At 69.1% G+C, this 17,315-nt stretch carries 19 protein-coding genes; 12 read left to right on the top strand and 7 right to left on the bottom strand.

Annotation, left to right across the window (positions count from 1 at the left end; translation table 11 throughout):
• Positions 1 to 71: 71 nt before the first annotated feature.
• The 5 genes from ABDZ92_RS02150 to ABDZ92_RS02170 form a co-directional block, all read right to left on the bottom strand.
• Entirely contained in the window at positions 72 to 1,190 is a 1,119-nt protein-coding gene (locus ABDZ92_RS02150) for a glycosyltransferase family 2 protein (RefSeq protein WP_125958990.1), read from the bottom strand.
• Entirely contained in the window at positions 1,187 to 2,233 is a 1,047-nt protein-coding gene (leuB, locus tag ABDZ92_RS02155) for a 3-isopropylmalate dehydrogenase (RefSeq protein WP_125958991.1), read from the bottom strand. The genes ABDZ92_RS02150 and leuB overlap by 4 nt, the downstream gene beginning before the upstream one ends.
• 46 nt (positions 2,234 to 2,279) lie before the next feature.
• Positions 2,280 to 3,011: a DNA repair protein RecO gene (gene recO, locus ABDZ92_RS02160; protein WP_125958992.1), complete on the bottom strand. Its 732-nt coding sequence runs from the start codon at positions 3,009 to 3,011 to the stop codon at positions 2,280 to 2,282.
• A 9-nt stretch (positions 3,012 to 3,020) separates the two neighbouring features.
• Positions 3,021 to 3,218 carry a hypothetical protein gene (locus ABDZ92_RS02165; protein WP_125958993.1) on the bottom strand — a complete coding sequence of 66 codons (198 nt, stop codon included), beginning with the start codon at positions 3,216 to 3,218 and terminating at the stop codon, positions 3,021 to 3,023.
• Between the two features lie 238 nt (positions 3,219 to 3,456).
• Entirely contained in the window at positions 3,457 to 4,305 is an 849-nt protein-coding gene (locus ABDZ92_RS02170; protein ID WP_125958994.1) for a metal-dependent hydrolase, read from the bottom strand.
• Positions 4,306 to 4,348: 43 nt separating this feature from the next.
• On the opposite strand from ABDZ92_RS02170, the gene ABDZ92_RS02175 reads away from it, so the two are divergent.
• The 9 genes from ABDZ92_RS02175 to ABDZ92_RS02215 all read left to right on the top strand — a co-directional run bounded on the left by ABDZ92_RS02175 (position 4,349) and on the right by ABDZ92_RS02215 (position 12,846).
• Positions 4,349 to 4,942: a TetR/AcrR family transcriptional regulator gene (locus tag ABDZ92_RS02175; RefSeq protein WP_125958995.1), complete on the top strand. Its 594-nt coding sequence runs from the start codon at positions 4,349 to 4,351 to the stop codon at positions 4,940 to 4,942.
• A 29-nt stretch (positions 4,943 to 4,971) separates the two neighbouring features.
• Positions 4,972 to 6,018, top strand: a complete 1,047-nt coding sequence (gene obgE / locus ABDZ92_RS02180; RefSeq protein ID WP_125958996.1) for a GTPase ObgE — start codon at positions 4,972 to 4,974, stop codon at positions 6,016 to 6,018.
• Positions 6,019 to 6,036: 18 nt separating this feature from the next.
• A complete protein-coding gene (gene proB, locus ABDZ92_RS02185) occupies positions 6,037 to 7,155 on the top strand; it encodes a glutamate 5-kinase (protein WP_125958997.1) in 1,119 nt (372 codons plus the stop codon).
• Positions 7,152 to 8,057, top strand: a complete 906-nt coding sequence (locus ABDZ92_RS02190; protein ID WP_125958998.1) for an SDR family oxidoreductase — start codon at positions 7,152 to 7,154, stop codon at positions 8,055 to 8,057. Before proB ends, ABDZ92_RS02190 begins: the two co-directional genes overlap by 4 nt.
• 69 nt (positions 8,058 to 8,126) lie before the next feature.
• Complete coding sequence (locus tag ABDZ92_RS02195; protein WP_125958999.1) at positions 8,127 to 8,372, top strand: acyl carrier protein; 246 nt, start codon at positions 8,127 to 8,129, stop codon at positions 8,370 to 8,372.
• Between the two features lie 61 nt (positions 8,373 to 8,433).
• Positions 8,434 to 9,696 carry a serine palmitoyltransferase gene (spt, locus tag ABDZ92_RS02200; RefSeq protein WP_125959000.1) on the top strand — a complete coding sequence of 421 codons (1,263 nt, stop codon included), beginning with the start codon at positions 8,434 to 8,436 and terminating at the stop codon, positions 9,694 to 9,696.
• A gap of 279 nt (positions 9,697 to 9,975) precedes the next feature.
• Positions 9,976 to 11,175, top strand: coding sequence for an LPS export ABC transporter permease LptF (lptF, locus tag ABDZ92_RS02205; RefSeq protein WP_206432111.1), 1,200 nt, complete (start codon positions 9,976 to 9,978; stop codon positions 11,173 to 11,175).
• Complete coding sequence (gene lptG, locus ABDZ92_RS02210) at positions 11,172 to 12,269, top strand: LPS export ABC transporter permease LptG (RefSeq protein ID WP_164521168.1); 1,098 nt, start codon at positions 11,172 to 11,174, stop codon at positions 12,267 to 12,269. The genes lptF and lptG overlap by 4 nt, the downstream gene beginning before the upstream one ends.
• Before the next feature lie 166 nt (positions 12,270 to 12,435).
• Entirely contained in the window at positions 12,436 to 12,846 is a 411-nt protein-coding gene (locus ABDZ92_RS02215; protein ID WP_125959001.1) for an endonuclease domain-containing protein, read from the top strand.
• 50 nt (positions 12,847 to 12,896) lie between these two features.
• Here the strand turns inward: ABDZ92_RS02215 and ABDZ92_RS02220 are convergent, their stop codons facing one another.
• Positions 12,897 to 13,994 (bottom strand): fatty acid desaturase family protein, encoded by a 1,098-nt coding sequence (locus ABDZ92_RS02220; RefSeq protein ID WP_125959002.1) that lies wholly within the window; start codon positions 13,992 to 13,994, stop codon positions 12,897 to 12,899.
• Between the two features lie 172 nt (positions 13,995 to 14,166).
• Here ABDZ92_RS02220 and ABDZ92_RS02225 point away from each other — a divergent pair, with 172 nt between their 5' ends.
• Complete coding sequence (locus ABDZ92_RS02225) at positions 14,167 to 15,321, top strand: N-acetyltransferase (protein WP_125959003.1); 1,155 nt, start codon at positions 14,167 to 14,169, stop codon at positions 15,319 to 15,321.
• Positions 15,322 to 15,372: 51 nt separating this feature from the next.
• Here ABDZ92_RS02225 and ABDZ92_RS02230 read toward each other — a convergent pair whose 3' ends face one another.
• Entirely contained in the window at positions 15,373 to 15,657 is a 285-nt protein-coding gene (locus ABDZ92_RS02230; RefSeq protein ID WP_125959004.1) for a hypothetical protein, read from the bottom strand.
• 259 nt (positions 15,658 to 15,916) lie between these two features.
• On the opposite strand from ABDZ92_RS02230, the gene ABDZ92_RS02235 reads away from it, so the two are divergent.
• Together ABDZ92_RS02235 and ABDZ92_RS02240 are read left to right on the top strand one after the other, a co-directional pair.
• Complete coding sequence (locus ABDZ92_RS02235; protein WP_164521169.1) at positions 15,917 to 16,441, top strand: DUF1697 domain-containing protein; 525 nt, start codon at positions 15,917 to 15,919, stop codon at positions 16,439 to 16,441.
• A gap of 263 nt (positions 16,442 to 16,704) precedes the next feature.
• Positions 16,705 to 17,250, top strand: coding sequence for a hypothetical protein (locus ABDZ92_RS02240; RefSeq protein ID WP_206432112.1), 546 nt, complete (start codon positions 16,705 to 16,707; stop codon positions 17,248 to 17,250).
• Positions 17,251 to 17,315: the final 65 nt, after the last annotated feature.

Below are 17,315 nucleotides of genomic sequence, written 5' to 3' on the forward strand. Positions count from 1 at the left end.
ACGGGCTCTCGACAAGCTCGATCCCTACTCGAGACAAACGGGAAAGGAGGGATGTCAATCCGACCGATGCCTCACGCCGCCGCCCTGCGGCCATAGCGTCCCCAGGTGAAGCGGCTCGACAGGGCGAAGTTCCACACCGCGCCCACCAGCACGCCCGCGAGCGCCGGCACCGCCCAGGCCCCGCCCCGCACGTCGTAGAGGAACGCGGCGACGCCGACGTTGGCCACGGCCCCCACCGAGCACACGAGGCAGAAGGACACCCAGCCGTCGAGCAGCGCCCGCGCGCCCTTCAGCCGGCGGTCGCGATAGGTGAGCGCGTTGTTGAGGAAGAAGTTGAACGTCATCGCGGCGACGGTGGCGAGGATGGTCGCGGCGACGAAGCCGATCGGCGCGAGTTCGAGCAGCAGGGCCAGCAGCCCCAGGTGCACCGCCGCGCCCGCCGCGCCGATCGCGGAGAACAGCACGAAGCGCACGGGCACGATCCGCCCGAACATGCGGTCGTAGAGCGCGATCAGATACTCGAGCGCCACGACATGGTCGAGCTTGCTCTCGCCGGCTACGCGCGTGCGGAACACATAGGGCAGCTCCACGAACCGCAGGGGCCGCGGGCTTGCCGTCACGATGTCGAGCAGGATCTTGAAGCCGATCCCCGACAGCGACGGCACCAGCGCACGCACCAGTGGCGTGCGGATCGCGAAGAATCCGCTCATCGGGTCCGACAGATCGGCCTTCAGCAGCCGGCGCGACAGCCTGGTGGCGAAGGCGGACTTGGCGACGCGGTCGGCGTCCCACTCCCCGGTGCCGCCGCCGTCCACGAAGCGCGAGCCGATCACCAGGTCGAGGTCCGCGTCGCCCTCCAGCGCGTCGAGCATGCGCGGGAGCAGCGTCTCGTCATGCTGGAGGTCGCCGTCGATCACCGCCACCACCGGGGCGGCGGTGGCGCACATCCCCTCGATGCACGCGGTCGACAGGCCGCGCCGGCCGATCCGCTGGATCACCCGCACCCGGGGGTCGGTCGCCGCCAGGGCGCGCGCGACCTCGGCCGTGCCGTCCGGGCTGTCGTCGTCGACGAAGATCACCTCCCACGCCCGGCCCGCGAGCGCCGCCGCCAGCTTCTCCACGAGCAGCGCCACATTGGCGCGCTCGTTGAAGACCGGGACGACGACCGCGAGCGCGAGCGCCGGGTTCACGCCAGCCGAGCCAGGACCGCGTCGGCCATTTCGGCGGTGGTGGCGGTGCCGCCCAGGTCGGGCGTCCGTACGCCCGCGGTCAGCGCCCCCTCTACCGCGCGCTCGATCCGCTCGGCCGAAGCTTCGTCGTCGAGCGAGTAGCGCAGCATCATCGCCGCCGACAGGATCGTCGCGCACGGATTGGCCTTGCCCTGGCCAGCGATGTCGGGCGCGGAGCCGTGGATCGGCTCGTACAGGCCCTTCTTGCCCGTATCGAGGGCGGCCGAGGGCAGCATGCCGATCGAGCCCGCGCACATGCTCGCCTGGTCGGACAGGATGTCGCCAAACAGGTTGCCGGTGACGATCACGTCGAACTGGCCGGGGTTGCGCACCAGCTGCATGGCGGCGTTGTCGACGTACATGTGGGTGAGGTGCACGTCGGGATATTCGGTGGCGACGCTGTTGACGACGTCGCGCCACAGCTGGCTGGTTTCCAGCACATTGGCCTTGTCGACCGAGCACAGGCGCTTGCTTCGCACACGCGCGGTCTCGAAGCCGACGCGGGCGATCCGCTCCACCTCGCGTTCGTCGTAGCTCATCAGGTCATAGCCTTCGCGCAGACCTTCGAGCGTCGTGCGCCGGCCCTTTTCGCCGAAATAAACGTCGCCGTTGAGCTCGCGCACGATCACCATGTCGATCGCGCCCGCAACCTCGGGCTTGAGCGCGGAAGCGTCCTCCAGCCCCGGAAACAGCTTGGCCGGGCGCAGGTTGGCGAACAGCCCCAGCTCGCGGCGCAGCCCCAGGATCGCCTGCTCGGGCCGGAACGCACGCTCGACCGCATCGAAGCGCGGATCGCCGACCGCGCCGAACAGCACCGCGTCGGCGCGCTTGGCGAGCGCCAGCGTGGCTGCGGGCAGCGGATGCCCCTCCTGCAGATAGGCGGCGCCGCCGACGGGCGCTTCCTCGAACACCAGGTCGAGCGACAAGGCCTCGAGCACGCGGCGGGCTTGGGTGACAACTTCGGGTCCGATCCCGTCTCCGGGCAACAAGGCGATCAGCGACATTCCATTCCCTTCGGCTGGGTTTCGCGAATTGCCCCGCCCGCCTCGCTCACGCAACCGCCCTTTTCAGCCTTTCGACCAGCCGCTGCCGCGCCGCCAGCGCCTCCGCCCCGCGCCCGACCAGCACGTCGCGCTCCAGGAAATGGCCGGTCAGCCGCAGCGCGTCGAACAGCTGGGGCCAATCCGCCTCGCCGCCTTCGCGCAGGAAGGCGGGCAGCGGGAGCAGCCGGGTTTCATAGCCTGAGGCCGCGGCGCGGCTGACGGCGCCGCCACTCTTGGGGCTCACAAAGGCGAGGTCCTCGTCCACGCCGGTGGCGACGCAGCGCTCCAGGTCGAGGCCGAAGCCGAGCTCCGCCAGCACCAGCAGTTCGTAGCGGGCGAGCGCCGCCGCCCAGCCCCGCGCCGCCGGCGCCGCCTCCACCGCGTCGAGCACCGCCGAGAGCGCCGCGTGCAGCCGCGGATAGGGCAGCCCGTCCGGCAAGGCGGTGGCGGTGAGCGCGCATGCCCATTCGATCGCGGCGGCCGCGAGCGGCTCGGCGAACAACGGCGCGCGGCTGTGGACCAGCTCGACCGTCAGCGCCGCCAGCTGCTCCTCGGTGCGCGCGCGCCATTCGCCGCGCACGAGGTTCGCCGGCTGGAGCACCGGCCGCAGCGCCCGCGAGCGTCCGCCGCGGACATAGCCCGGCTGCACCCCGGCGCGTTCGGTCAGCGCCCGCACCACCGCGCCATGCTCGCCATGCCCGCGCACGGACAGCAGGATGGCCTCGGCGATCAGGTGCATGGGCGCGCCTCAGCCCTCGCAGTAATCCAGGTACGACACCACGTCGTTGCTGGTCTGGAGGTAGAGGCCGGCCTGGACCTCCTCCGGCTCGGCCGCCGCGCGCGCCAGCGCCTCGGCCAGCGTGCCGTAGAGGATGGTGGTGGCCACGCCGCCCTCGTCATCGAGGTGGTAGAGCCGGACGGCGACATCGTGCGAGATGGTGCGCATGGGCCCGCCATGCCGCATCGGGCGATGGGGTTCCAGTGGGGGGAGGCAAGCAGGGCGTCTTGTCCGTCCCCCTTGCTCCGGATCCCCTCCCCACCCGTTTGCCTCGAGTAGCCGTCGAGCTTGTCGAGACGGCGTATCGAGAGGTCGGCCGTTGCGGCTCTCTCGATACGGGCTCTCGACAAGCTCGATCCCTACTCGAGACAAACGGGCTGGAGATGAAGGGGCGGGCGTGCGCCCCCTACGCCACCGCCAGCCGCGCGGCCGCGAACTCGCTGTCCGCCTTGTTGATCAGCGCGCGGTCGTCGTGGTTCCAGGGGTGGAAGCCCGGCAGGAAGAAGGCGATCCACGGCCGCACCAGGCTGCGCGCCACGCCGGGCCGTCCGAACGCATAGCGGAACAGCCGCCACTTCACGCGGGGCCCGGTGAGCCCGTCCTGCTCCAAGAGGTCGAGGATGCCGCGGGTGCGGCCGCTCAGGAAGCGGGCGGTGACGATCAGCATCGCATGCGCCTTCACCACCCAGCGCCGCCAGCGGCTCCAGTCGCGGGTGGCGTGCATCCACACGTCATAGGCGACGCCCTTGTGCTCGATCTCCTCGATCGCGTGCCAGCGCCACAGGTCGGCCGCACTCTGGTCACCGCCCTCCAGATGGCGCGGATCGGCCAGGATCGCGTGCGCCAGGATGGCGGTGAAATGCTCCAGGCACAGGGTCGCCGCCAGCGAGACGATCGGCGGGCGCGCGCGGGCGATCGCCAGTTCCTCGTCCACCCGTGCTTCCAGCCGCGACACGTCATAGCCCTGCTCGGCGACGTGGCGGTTGAAGGCGACATGCTCGCGGGTGTGAATCGCCTCCTGCCGGACGAACGCGGCGATCTCGTCGGCGAGCCGCGGCGACACGCCCTCCCGGAACCGCCGCACGCTTTCGATGAAGAACGCCTCGCCCTTGGGGAAGGTGACCGACAGCGCGTTGAACAGCGCGGTCGCCACCGGATCGTCGTTCAGCCACCAGCGCCGCCGCGCCTGCCCACGCCCGAAGCGCAGGTCGCGCGGCGTGATCATGAGGTCCGCAGGAGTCTTTGCCTTCGCCATGAAATTCCTCCAGTCATTCTGGAGCTATGAACTACTTACATTCATGTCAATAACGCGCCGGCGCCTATCTTCGGCAGAGTCGCGGGATGCAGCGCTCGAGGCCGCCCGCGCGCTGCTGGTCGAAAGCGGCCCGCAGAGCGTGACGCTGAAGGCCGTCGCCGCGCGGATCGGCCGCACCCATGCGAACCTGCTCCACCATTTCGGCTCGGCCGCCGGGCTGCAGGAGGCGCTGGCCGAACGCATGGCCGCGACCATCACCGCCGAAATCGCCGCCGCGGCGCTGCGCGCGCGCAGCAAGGGCGATCCGAGCGAAGTGGTGGACCTCACCTTTGACGCGTTCGGGCACCAGGGTGCGGGCGCGCTCGCCAGCTGGATGATCCTGTCGGGCAACCACCAGCTGCTCGATCCGGTGCTGGATGCGATCCATCGCCTGGTGGACGAACTCGCAACCGACTCCGGCCTCGGCGACCTGCCGCTCGCGGACGAGACGCTGCACCTCGTCCTGATCGCGCTCGGCGACGCGCTGCTCGGCGGCGCCATGGCCAAGGCGCTGGGCCTGCCGCGCGACCGCGCCCGCACGCTCGCCCGGCAGCGGCTGCTGTCCTCCTATGCCGACCTGCACGAGGGCGGTGGATAAAAGCCCCGCGCGCACGTAAAGCGGCTTCCATGCATTTTCTCGACCAAGCCAAGATTTTTGTCCGCTCCGGAACGGGCGGCCCGGGTGCCGTCGGCTTCCGCCGCGAAAAATACATCGAGTATGGCGGCCCGGACGGCGGCGATGGCGGCAAGGGCGGCGACATCGTGTTCGAAGCCGTTCCCGGCCTCAACACGCTGATCGACTTTCGCTACACCCAGCATTTCCGGGCACCGCGCGGCAAGGGCGGTTCGGGCTCGAACAAGACCGGCGGCGGCGGGGACGATCTGGTCATCCAGGTGCCGGTGGGAACCCAGGTCCTCGCCGAGGACAAGGAAACCGTGCTGCTCGACTTCACCCGCGCCGGCCAGCGCGAGGTGTTCCTGCGCGGTGGCGACGGTGGCCGCGGCAACGCCAGCTACAAGACCTCGACCAACCGCGCGCCGCGCCAGCACGGCACCGGCTGGCCGGGCGACGAAGCCTGGGTGTGGCTACGCCTGAAGCTGCTCGCCGACGTCGGGCTGGTGGGCCTGCCCAACGCAGGCAAGTCGACCTTCATCAACGCCGTGACCAACGCCCAGGCCAAGGTGGGCGCCTATGCCTTTACCACCACCCGCCCGCAGCTGGGCGTGGTCAGCCACAAGATGCGCGAGTTCGTGATCGCCGACATCCCCGGCCTGATCGAGGGTGCGGCCGAAGGCGCCGGCATCGGCGACCGCTTCCTGGGGCACATCGAGCGCTGCCGCGTGCTGCTGCACCTGGTCGACGCCAATGACGCCGACGTGGCCGAGAGCTATCGGATCGTGCGCGCGGAGCTCGAGAATTACGGCGCGGGCCTGACCGACAAGCGCGTGATCGTCGTGCTCAACAAGATCGACACGCTGGACGACGAACTCATCGCCGCCCTTTCGGCTGAGCTGGAAGAGGCGAGCGGCGCGCCGGTGATCCCGATGTCGGGTGCCAGCGGCGTCGGCGTCGACTGGGTGCTCGACCAGCTGATCGAGCTGATGGATCCGGAAAACCCGCAGGTCGACGACAGCGACGAGGGCGAGGATCCGATCGAATGGTCGCCGATCTGAGGCAGGCGGCCTAGCCCCATGTCGCTGTTCGCCCCCGCCGCCTGCCCGCGCCTGGTGGTCAAGGTCGGCTCCGCGCTGCTGGTCGACGCCGGCGGCGCGATCCGGCGCGACTGGTTGGGCGGCCTGGTCGAGGACATCGCCGAGCGTCACGCCGCCGGCCAGCAGGTGATCGTCGTCTCCTCCGGCGCGATCGCGCTCGGTGCGCGCCGGCTGGGGCTGCCCAAGGGCGGCCGTGCCAGCCTGGAGGATGCGCAGGCGGCCGCTGCCACCGGGCAGATCGCGCTTTCGGGCGCCTGGGCCGAGCTGCTGGCCGACCGAGGCCTCACCGCCGCACAGCTGCTGGTGACGCTGGACGACCTGGAGCAGCGCCGCCGCTACCTGAACGTCGCCGCCACGCTCGGCCGGCTGCTGACGCTAGGCGTCGTGCCGGTGGTCAACGAGAACGACAGTGTCGCCACGGAAGAGATCCGCTTCGGCGACAACGACCGGCTCGCCGCGCGCGTCGGCCAGGCGGCGGGGGCCGACGGCGTGGTGCTGCTGTCCGACATCGACGGGCTCTACGACCGCAATCCCACCCATGATCCGGATGCCCGCTTCATCGAGCGGGTCGAGCGCATCGACGCGGCGGTGGAGGCGATGGCCGACAGCCGCTCCGCCTCCGGCATGGGATCGGGCGGCATGGTGTCGAAGGTCCAGGCAGCCAGGATCGCGACCGCCGCCGGCGCGCACCTCGCCATCGCCTCGGGCCGTGTCGATCGCCCGCTCTCCCGCTTTGCCGACACCGGCCGCGGCACCGTGTTCGTCGCCCGCCCCGCCCAGCCCGCACGCAAGGCATGGCTGCAAGGGCGCCTCGTCGCCTGCGGGACCATCCACATCGACGCCGGTGCGGCGCGCGCGCTCCAGGACGGGCGCAGCCTGCTGCCGGCCGGTGCCACCCGCGTCGAAGGACGGTTCGCGCGCGGCGACCTGGTGATGATCCTGGACGAAGCCGGCCAGCCGGTCGCACGGGGCCTCAGCGAATATGACGCGGAGGAGGCGGTGCGCATCGTCGGCCGCCGCAGCGACGAACTCGACGCGATCCTCGGCCACGCACCGCGCGCCGCGCTGGTCCACCGCAACCACATGGTGGTCGCATGAGCGTCCTCGCGATCACCGGCGCCACCGGCTTCGTCGGCCGCCGGACGCTCGCGCTAGCGCTGGAGGCCGGGCACAGCGTGCGCGCGCTCACCCGCCGGCCGCAGCCTCCGCAGGCGGGCGTCACCTGGGTCCAGGGGGCACTCGACACGCCGGACGCGCTCGCCGATCTGGTGCGCGGCGCCGACGCGGTGATCCACATCGCCGGCGTGGTGAACGCGCCGACGCCGGAGGGCTTCACCCGCGGCAACATCGACGGCACCCGCGCGGTGCTCGCCGCGGCCGAAGCCGCCGGCGTCGGACGCTTCGTCCACGTCTCCTCGCTCGCCGCGCGCGAGCCGGGCCTCTCGCAATATGGCCGCTCCAAGGCCGGGGCCGAGGATGCGGTGCGCGCCTCCCCGCTCGCCTGGACGATGGTGCGCCCGCCCGCCGTCTATGGCCCCGGCGACCTGGAGATGCTGGAGCTGTTCCGCGCCGCGCGGTTTGGCGTGTTGCCGATGCCGCCGGCCGGCCGGCTGTCGCTGATCCATGTCGACGACCTCGCCCGGCTGCTGCTGGCGCTGGCGGGGCAGGACACCGGCCGCGCGATCTACGAACCGGACGACGGCACGCCCGGCGCCTGGACGCACACCGGCTTTGCGCGCGCGATCGGCACCGCCGTCGGCCGCCGCGTGCTGCCGCTGTCGCTTCCCGCCGGCGTGCTGCGGCTGGGCGCGCGGCTCGACCGGCTGGCGCGCGGGGACAAGGCGAAGCTCACCCCGGACCGCGCCGCCTATATGGCGCATCCCGACTGGACTTCGTCGCCCGATACGCAGCCGCCCGAAGCGCTGTGGCGCCCGCGGATCGCGACCGCCGACGGCCTCGCCGCCACCGCGGCATGGTATCGCGCCAACCGGCTGCTATAGAGCGCCAAAATCGTGCCGGATTTCTGCGCCACGCAGCCCAGGAACCGCCCCATCTGCAAAGGACGCCCTGTGAGCGATCGCGCCGCCATCTTCGACACCGTCTCCCGCCTGATCGAGCCGTTCAACAAGAAGGGCGTGGCGCTGACCGAGACCACCACCTTCGCGGGCGACCTCGAATGGGACAGCCTGACCGTGATGGATTTCGTGGCAGCGGTCGAGGACGAGTTCGACATCCTCATCACCATGAACATGCAGGCGGAGATCGAGACCGTCGGCCAGCTCACCGACGCCGTCGCCAAGCTCAAGCAGGACTAACGCCGTTCGGGCGAACCGGCGCGCGCCGGAACCGCCCGATGGTGTTCCCGGGAAAACACAGATGACCGAAGCCGCCGCCACCCAGCACCAGCTCCCCGTCGATCCGCCGGCCGCCGCGCCGGAGCGTGACCTGATGAGCAAGTTCGACGCGCTGATCGCCGAACGCCAGGCGCTGATCGACACGGGCGTGACCGATCCGTTCGCGATCGTCATGGAGCAGGTGAAGTCGCCGACCGAGGCAGTAATCGCCGGCCGCGACACGATCCTGCTCGGCACCTACAACTACATGGGCATGACGTTCGACCCGGACGTGATCCAGGCCGGCAAGGATGCGCTCGACCAGTTCGGATCGGGCACCAACGGCAGCCGCATGCTCAACGGCACCTTCCGCGACCACATGGAAGTCGAGCAGGCGCTGCGCGACTTCTACGGCGTGTCGGGCGCGATCGTGTTCTCGACCGGCTACATGGCCAATCTCGGCATGATCTCGACGCTGGCCGGCAAGGGCGACTACGTCATCCTCGACGCCGACAGCCACGCCTCGATCTACGACGGCTGCAAGCAGGGCTATGCCGAGGTCGTTCGCTTCCGCCACAACGACATCGCCGATCTCGACAAGCGGCTCGGCCGCCTGCCCAAGGACGCCGGCAAGCTCGTCGTGCTGGAGGGCGTCTATTCGATGCTCGGCGACGTCGCCCCGCTGAAAGAGATGGTCGCCGTCGCCAAGAAGCATGGCGCGATGGTGCTGTCCGACGAGGCGCATTCGATGGGCTTCTACGGCCCCAACGGCCGCGGCGTGTACGAGGCGCAAGGCTGCGAGGGCGACGTCGACTTCATCGTCGGCACCTTCTCCAAATCGGTCGGCACCGTCGGCGGCTTCTGCGTGTCGAACCACCCGAAGTTCGAGGCGATCCGCCTCGCCTGCCGCCCGTACATCTTCACCGCCTCGCTGCCGCCGAGCGTGGTCGCGACCGCCGCCGTCTCGATCCGCAAACTGCAGCACGCCCATGAAAAGCGCGCCCGCCTGTGGGAAAGCGCGCGCACGCTGCACGCCGGCCTCAAGGACATGGGCTTCCGTCTCGGCACCGAGACGCCGGACTCCGCGATCCTCGCGGTGATCCTGGAGGACCAGACCCAGGCGGTGGCGATGTGGCAGGCGCTGCTGGAGGGTGGCCTCTACGTCAACATGGCCCGCCCGCCCGCGACCCCGGCCGGCACGTTCCTGCTGCGCTGCTCGCTGTGCGCGGAGCACACGCCCGAGCAGATCCAGAAGGTGCTGGGCATGTTCCAGGCGGCCGGCAAGGCGGTGGGCGTACTCGGGTAAGCACCTCAACTCGAGCGTCCCCGTACCCCGGCGAAGGCCGGGGCCCAGTTGGGAAGGCGCGTGTTGCGTTGCGCTCCCTTGCCAAGACCTTCGCACCTGGACCCCGGCCTTCGCCGGGGTACGGCTTCTCCTTCGCGGCGGTCGAACGCGCATTCTCGTCCGCATGACGGATTGCCGGCGGCGCGGGACCAACACCGATCGAGGGGCTGGCACAGGCCCGCCCCTCCGCTATAGCTGCGGGATTCCTGCAACCGCCCTCGAAAGCACATCGCCCCCCGCATGAAGTCGATCGATCGCTACATGGCGCGGCTCATCGCGGTGCCGCTGTTCTCGACGCTCATCATCGCAGCGATGCTGCTGGTGCTCGATCGCATGCTGCGGCTGTTCGACTTCGTGGCATCCGAAGGCGGGCCGGTCAGCGTGGTGTGGCGGATGCTCGCCAACCTGCTGCCCGAATATCTCGGCCTTGGCATCCCGATCGGGCTGATGCTTGGCGTGCTGCTCGCCTTCCGAAAGCTCGCCACCACCTCGGAGCTCGACGTGCTGCGCGGTGTCGGCATGAGCTACGGCCGGCTGCTGCGCACGCCCTATCTTTACGCGATCGCGCTGGCGCTGCTGAACCTGACCATCGTCGGCTTCGTCCAGCCCTGGGCGCGCTACAATTACGAGGGGCTGCGGTTCGAGCTGCGCTCGGGTGCGCTCGGTGCGTCGATCAAGATCGGCGAGTTCACCAACCTCGGCAACCGCATGACGCTGCGCATCGAGGAAAGCCATGAGGGCGGCGCCGAGCTGCGCGGCATCTTCGTGCGGGTGGCGCGGCCGAACGGCGGCTGGCTGGCGGCAACCGCCGAGCGCGGCCAGTTCCTCGGCACCGACGATCCCAACACCATCATCTTCCGCCTGACCAACGGCACGCTGCTGCACGACCAGCCGGGCTTTCGAACGCCGCGGGTGCTGAGCTTCAGCTCGCACGACCTGCCGATCGACCTGCCCAAGTTCGGCAATTTCCGCGCCCGCGGCGGCCGCGATCTCGAACGCACGCTGCCGGAGCTCGCGATCATCGGCCGCGACCAAGGGGAGACGCCGGAGACGCGCGCCAGCGCGCGGGCGAACTTCCACTTCCGCCTGGTGGAGGTGGCGACCATGTTCCTGCTGCCGATGCTGGCGCTGGCGCTGGGGGTCCCGCCCAAGCGTTCGACCTCGGCGCTGGGCGTGTTCCTGTCGATCGTGATGATCGTCACCTATCACAAGGTGAACGAATATGCCGAAGCCTTCGGATCGCTCGGCCGCGTCGACCCGGCGATCGCGCTGTGGGGACCGTTCCTGATCTTCGCCGGGCTGGTGTTCTGGATGTACTATACGATCGCCCATGTGCCGGGCGGCCAGCCGATCGGCGCCCTGGAACGGGTGTTCGACAAGGGGCTGAAGGCGTTGGTGCGCTTCCTGCCCGGCCGCCGCCGGCGGGAGAAACGGGCATGAAGGCCAACTCCCCCTTCCCGTCCAAGACGATCGCGCTCTACATGGTGCGGCTGTTCCTGGTGCGCACCTTCGGCATCCTGGCGGCCCTGGTGCTGGTGCTCCAGGCGCTCGACCTGCTGAGCGAAAGCGCCAAGATCCTAGCCTATCCCGGCAACACCGATGCGCAGGTCTGGCACTACGTCTCGATGCGCATGCCGCAGATCATCGCGCGCTTCCTACCCTTCTCGGTGCTGCTCGGCACGATCCTGACGCTGATGCAGCTCAACCAAAACAGCGAAGTCATCTCGATGAAGGCGTCGGGGCTGTCGGCGCACCAGGTGCTCGCCCCGCTGCTGGTGGCGAGCCTGGGCGTGGCGGCCATCTCCTTCCTGTTCAACGACCGCATCGTCTCGCGCGCAACGGCCACGCTCACCCAGTGGGAGAAGGTCGACTACGGCCCCCTGCCGGTCGACAGCGGCGAGCGCGGCAACGTGTGGGTACGCGACGGCGCCAACCTGATCCGCGTCGATCGCATCCAGGGGCGCGGCAATGCCGCGGTGCTGCGCGGAATCACCGTTTACGAGCGCCAGGGCGGCCGGCTGCTGTCGATCCTGACGGCCAAGCAGGGCCGGTTCAACGGGCGCGAGTGGCGCGTGGACGGCGCGACCCGCTTCACCGTCGCCACCGGCAAGATGGAGCAGCTCGGCACGCTGCATGCCGCCTCGGGCGTACGGCCGGACCAGTTCACGCTCGCCTCGGTGGACCCGGACAGCCTCTCCTTCCGCGCGCTGCGCGACGCGATCGCCGATCTCGAGGCCGCCGGCCGGCCGACCAAGGCGCTCGACGGCGCCCTGTGGCACAAGCTGTCGAGCCCCTTGTCGTCCGTGCTGATGCCGCTGCTAGGCGCGGTCGCCGGCTTCGGCGTGGCGCGCTCCGGCCGATTGTTCGTGCGCGCGGTGATCGGCATGGCGCTGGGCTTCGCCTATTTCGTCGCCGACAATTTCGCGCTCGCGATGGGCAATCTGGGGGCTTACCCGCCATTCCTCGCGGCGTGGGCGCCGTTCCTGCTGTTCCTGCTGATCGGCGAACTGGTGCTGATCCGGACGGAGGAGTAGCCTCATCCCGGAGAGGCGACCGCCGAGTGCCTCGGCGGTATTCACCCCCGACCCTTCCTTCCAGGGAGGGGAGTTTTCTCGGGCTGGGTTGACCTTCTCCCCTCCCTGAAAGGGAGGGGCCGGGGGTGGGTTGGCGAGCGAAGCGAAGCCGCTCTACGCTGGCCCCATGCTCCGCCGCGTCGATCCGACCCTCACCGCCCGGGCGCGCCACCTGCGCAACAACCCGACGGCGGCGGAGCTTGCGATCTGGCACCGCATCGCTCGATATCGCCCGGCGTTCACCCGCCAGCTTGTCGTCGCGCCGTTCATCGTCGATCTCGCCTGCCGACAGGCGCGGCTGGCGGTGGAGCTGGATGGCAGCCAGCATCTCGACGCGGTCAAGGCCGATGCACGCCGGACGGCATACTTGGAAGCGCAGGGCTGGCGCGTCCTGCGGCTGTGGAATGCGGAGGTGCTCGGCAACCCGGACGGCGCCGTTGAGCACATCCTGGAGAAGGCCGCCGAGTGCCTCGGCGGTACCCACCCCCAGCCCCTCCCTTCCAGGGAGGGGAGGAACAGACGTCCGCGCTGGAGCTAGCCGATACGATAAGGGCGGCCTCTCGGACCGCCCTCTTCGTTCCTCGCCCCTCAGCGCCGGACCATCGTACTCTTGCCGATCCGGTGCATCAGACCCAGCGCGCTGCGGTAGCTCGCCTTGTGATACGGCGAGCCCTCTTCCAGTACCGCGCTCAGCCGGCGGTGGGCTTCGCCCAGCGAATGATAGGGCAGGCTCGGCAGCAGGTGGTGGAGTGCGTGGTAGCGCAGACCCACCGGTGCCCAAAGACCCGGCAGCAGCGACGGCGGGGGGACGTTCACCGAGTCCAGATACTGGGCGGTCACCGTCATCTGCTCGCCCTCATTCTCCCACAGGTGTGCCACCAGCGTGCGGACCTGGTTGAGGAGGGCCACCGCCGAACCGATGCCCAGGCCGATCAGGAAGCCGCGCATCGGGATCACGCCGGTAGCAACCAGTGCCACCAGTGCGATCGCCCAGACGCTCGCCGCGGCGTCGAGGCGGTCGAACAGCACCCGCTGCTCACCGGCCGGGACGCGGCGGCGGAAGGACGGGTTGATCGACAGCGACGAATAGCGCGCGATCACCAGGTCGCGCAGCTTGGGCGACAGCCAGGACAGCGGCGACAGGATCGCGAAGCGGATCAGGAGGCCGATCGGCGCCAGCAGCGACACCAGGATGAACACCGGCAGCGTCCACGGCTTCATCAGCGCGAGCGGCAGATATTCGGGATCGTCCGCGGTGCCATAGCGCGTCTTGGCATGGTGCAGGTTGTGCACGCCCTCGTACATGAAGGACGGCACCAGCATCGGGATGCCCGCGATCAGGTTCCAGCCGAGCCGGAAGCCCGGCAGCGCCGAATGCTTCATGTGGCTGACTTCGTGGATGAACAGCAGCGCGCGGTAGAGCGCGAGCACCGACACCACCGCCGCCAGCACCGTGACCAGCGTGGAGGACGCGAGCACCGCCACCACCAGCGCGCCATAGCCCAGCACCGCCGAACCGATCAGGTCGCCCCAGTAGAAGGTGCGGTTCGGCGTGTTGAGGTCGCGCGTCAGCTCGGCCGCCGTACGCAGCATCGTCTTGTCGTCGAGGATGCGCGGCCTGGGCTGGACGACGCGGGCGTCCGCCGATCCGGCGGCATCCCGCGAAAGGGCAAGCGTGGGTTCCATGACCTGTTCCATAGCGCTGAGATAGTGGCGACAGCGTGGCATGTGTAGGCACCGGACTGTGCCGGCTTGATGACTTGAATCAATCACTGTGACGGGCTTGCTCGATCCCTCCCCTCGCCTTCCGGGTCCCGCGACGCTACACGCGGCGCATTCCATTCTTCCGGAGGCATGCGTGGCCACCCAACCGACGATCCGTCCCGTCCAGTCGAAGGCGGACCGCAAGGCATTCATCGACCTGCCCTTCCGCCTCTATGCGAACGACCCGCACTGGGTGCCGCCGCTCAAGAGCGAAGTGGCCGGCCAGATCGATCCCAAGAAGAACGGCTGGTTCAGCCATGCCGAGGTGCAGCTGATGCTGGCCGAGCGGGACGGCAAGGTGGTGGGGCGCATCTCCGCGCATCTCGACACGCTCGCCCTCACCATGCCGGCCGAACAGGGCTTCGGTCCCGGCACCGGCTTCTGGGGCATGTTCGAGGCGGAGGATGCCACCACCGCCGCTACCCTGATCGCCGCGGCCGAGGCATGGCTGCGCGGCAAGGGCATGACCCGCGCCGTCGGCCCCGTGAGCCTGTCGGTCTGGGAAGAGCCGGGCCTGCTGGTGAAGGGCCACGACCAGGACCCGACCGTGCTGATGGGTCATCACCGGGCCGAGTATCAGGCCTGGGTGGAAGCCGCCGGCTACCAGCCCGCCAAGCAGCTCGTCACCTATGAGCTGGACATCACCCAGTCCTTTCCGCCGATCGTCAACCGCATCATCCAGTCGGGCGAGAAGAACGACCGCATCCGCATCCGCAAGGTCGACAAGTCGCGGTTCGACGAGGAAGCGGCGGTGATCCTGGGCATCCTCAACGATGCCTGGTCGGACAACTGGGGGTTCGTGCCGCTCACCCAGCCCGAGATCGACGACGTCGGCAAGAAGCTGAAGCCGATCGTGTTCGAGGACCTGATCCGCATCGCGGAGCTGGACGGGCAGCCGGTGGCGTTCATGATCACGCTTCCGGACATGAACGAGGCGATCAAGCCGCTGAACGGCTCGCTCCTCCCGTTCGGCTGGGCCAAGCTGCTGCTGTGGCTGCGCAAGCCCAAGGTGCGGACGATGCGCGTGCCGCTGATGGGCGTCGTGAAGCGGCTGCAGTCGTCGCGGATGGCGAGCCAGTTGGCCTTCATGATGATCGAATACATCCGCCGCGACGCCGTCGCCCATTATGGCGCGTCGCGCGGCGAGATCGGCTGGATCCTGGACGACAACCAGGGGATGATCGCGATCGCCGATGCGATCCAGAGCCGGATCAATCGCGTCTATCAGGTCTACCAGCGCGCGCTGTAGCGCCGGTCGGCGGTGCCGGGGGCGGGCCCTGCCCCCGGCGTACCGTCTTTCTTAGCGGGGCAGATAATCGAGCGGGTCGACGCCGTCGCGCAGCCAATCTTCGCGGGTCTGGCACTGGCGGCGCGGCAGCCGCGAACCGGTGATCTCCGTCTCGGCGCAGTAGCGGGTCTCGCGCTTCGCCTTGGTGCCCGACGTCGTGCTCGCGGTGTCGACGCTCTCGGTGGTGGTGGTGGTGGCGGGAGCCGGCACGGTGCGGGGCTCGGCCATGGCCGGGGCTGCGACGGTGGCAACGCCCAGGACGAGGGCAGCGGCGGCGGCAACAACACGGATGGTCATGATCTTTCTCCCTGACTAGGCAGCCACTTGGCTGACAAACAGGGTAGTGCATCATGCGTGCCAAACAGCGGCGCCATGGGTTTTCAAAGACTTAGCTCGACGGACCTCCGGCCCTGGCGTCTTTCGCCGCCGAACCATGGTGGATTCACCGACAGGTGGCGCGGTTTCCAAGCGAGCGTTTGCTAGCGCCCAACTTGGTTGGACAATGGCGCGCCCGCCGCCCTGTGATAGGTATCTGCGACAACAACAGCAGGTCGCCATGCCCAGTCACATCGCGCTTCTGCGGGGGATCAACGTCGGCGGTCATCGCCGGGTGCCGATGGCCGAGTTGCGGATGCTGGCGCAGGAAATCGGCTTCCAGAACGCCCGCACCCATGTGGCGAGCGGCAACCTGGTGTTCGTAAGCGACGTGCCTGCTCGCACGGCCGAGGCGGTTCTCGAACAGGCGCTCGAACGACGCTTCGGCTTTGCGGTGGACGTGGTCGCGCGGTCGGCGGCCGAATGGCGGGCGTATCTGGTCGATCACCCTTTCGCGGCCGAAGGCGAAGGGGAGCCGAACCTGGTGATGCTCTGCATCGGCAAGCAAGCGGCCACGCCCGCCGATGCCGCCGCGCTCCGCAGCCGTGCCGGGGCGCGGGAGCGGGTCGAGCTTCGCGGGGACGCGCTGTGGCTCTATTTCGGCGACGGCGCCGGCCGCTCGAAGATGGGGCTGGGCCCGGGCGCCGGCGTCTGGACGACCCGCAACCTGCGCACGGTGCGCACCATCGCCGCCATGCTCGACTAGGTCGCAGGCTCACGAAGCCGACCGTCTGGAAACGCCTGTCGCCGATGTCTCTTCAGTCGTGCACCGCTCCCTTGCGCAGGCGTGGGGGAGCAGGATGGCGGTGAAGCTACTACGCTCCACTGCGATCGTGATCGGCTGTTTGCTCGCATTGATGCCAATCGCTGGCGACGCTTGGGGCGGTGCTGCTTATGCGGTTCATCGGTTTTCTGTTCACACGCTAATCGCTGACCTGTAGCGAAGAAGCGAATTGTGGGAGATCGACGATGAAGCGCTTCCTCTTGCTCGCTGCCCTTTTATCGGCTCCTGCGCTGGCGCAGGACACGCCGCGCGATCTCCGCGACATGGTGGGTGCCCGCGCCGGGCAGGCGGAGGGAGAACTGCAGCGGCGCGGCTATCGCAACGTCGGGGGAGAGAAGGGTGACGATCGCAGCTACACCTACTGGTGGAACGCCGATCGGCGCCAGTGCGTAACGATCGCAACCATGGAGGGCCGCTACAACTCGATCACCACCTCACCGGCGCCCGATTGCGAGCAGCGCAATTCGGTGCGTGATCGTGACAGGGGGCGTGATCGCGACCGGGATCACAGGCCGCCAACTGGCAGTGTCGCGCCCTATGAGCTGTCACAGCTTTGCCGTGGTCAAGCGGCAACTCGCTTTGACCGCCGCCCGAGCGAGATAACGGTTAATGCGCCAATTCGCCAACGCAGCGGGTCGCTGGTACAGGGCTGGTTCGATCGCGAGGGCAAGAGAACGACCTTTTTCACCTGCCGCTTCGACGAAGATGACCGGTTCGTAGGCGTGTTCTGATTGCCGGTTTAGCACAGGAGGAGTTCGGCTCGGCATCCGTTGGAGGGCGATTGCGTTCGCTGATA

Origin of the sequence: Sphingomonas molluscorum, from assembly GCF_039522995.1 — a bacterium.
GTDB classification, from domain to species: Bacteria; Pseudomonadota; Alphaproteobacteria; order Sphingomonadales; family Sphingomonadaceae; genus Sphingomonas; species Sphingomonas molluscorum.

Excerpts from the sequence above, each read along its gene's own strand:
- leuB (WP_125958991.1), bottom strand. The coding sequence starts at position 2,233 with ATGTCGCTGATCGCCTTGTTGCCCGGAGACGGGATCGGACCCGAAGTT.
- recO (WP_125958992.1), bottom strand. The coding sequence starts at position 3,011 with ATGCACCTGATCGCCGAGGCCATCCTGCTGTCCGTGCGCGGGCATGGC.
- ABDZ92_RS02165 (WP_125958993.1), bottom strand. The coding sequence starts at position 3,218 with ATGCGCACCATCTCGCACGATGTCGCCGTCCGGCTCTACCACCTCGAT.
- ABDZ92_RS02170 (WP_125958994.1), bottom strand. The coding sequence starts at position 4,305 with ATGGCGAAGGCAAAGACTCCTGCGGACCTCATGATCACGCCGCGCGAC.
- ABDZ92_RS02175 (WP_125958995.1), top strand. The coding sequence starts at position 4,349 with ATGTCAATAACGCGCCGGCGCCTATCTTCGGCAGAGTCGCGGGATGCA.
- obgE (WP_125958996.1), top strand. The coding sequence starts at position 4,972 with ATGCATTTTCTCGACCAAGCCAAGATTTTTGTCCGCTCCGGAACGGGC.
- proB (WP_125958997.1), top strand. The coding sequence starts at position 6,037 with ATGTCGCTGTTCGCCCCCGCCGCCTGCCCGCGCCTGGTGGTCAAGGTC.
- ABDZ92_RS02190 (WP_125958998.1), top strand. The coding sequence starts at position 7,152 with ATGAGCGTCCTCGCGATCACCGGCGCCACCGGCTTCGTCGGCCGCCGG.
- spt (WP_125959000.1), top strand. The coding sequence starts at position 8,434 with ATGACCGAAGCCGCCGCCACCCAGCACCAGCTCCCCGTCGATCCGCCG.
- lptF (WP_206432111.1), top strand. The coding sequence starts at position 9,976 with ATGAAGTCGATCGATCGCTACATGGCGCGGCTCATCGCGGTGCCGCTG.
- lptG (WP_164521168.1), top strand. The coding sequence starts at position 11,172 with ATGAAGGCCAACTCCCCCTTCCCGTCCAAGACGATCGCGCTCTACATG.
- ABDZ92_RS02215 (WP_125959001.1), top strand. The coding sequence starts at position 12,436 with ATGCTCCGCCGCGTCGATCCGACCCTCACCGCCCGGGCGCGCCACCTG.
- ABDZ92_RS02220 (WP_125959002.1), bottom strand. The coding sequence starts at position 13,994 with ATGGAACCCACGCTTGCCCTTTCGCGGGATGCCGCCGGATCGGCGGAC.
- ABDZ92_RS02230 (WP_125959004.1), bottom strand. The coding sequence starts at position 15,657 with ATGACCATCCGTGTTGTTGCCGCCGCCGCTGCCCTCGTCCTGGGCGTT.
- ABDZ92_RS02235 (WP_164521169.1), top strand. The coding sequence starts at position 15,917 with ATGCCCAGTCACATCGCGCTTCTGCGGGGGATCAACGTCGGCGGTCAT.
- ABDZ92_RS02240 (WP_206432112.1), top strand. The coding sequence starts at position 16,705 with ATGAAGCGCTTCCTCTTGCTCGCTGCCCTTTTATCGGCTCCTGCGCTG.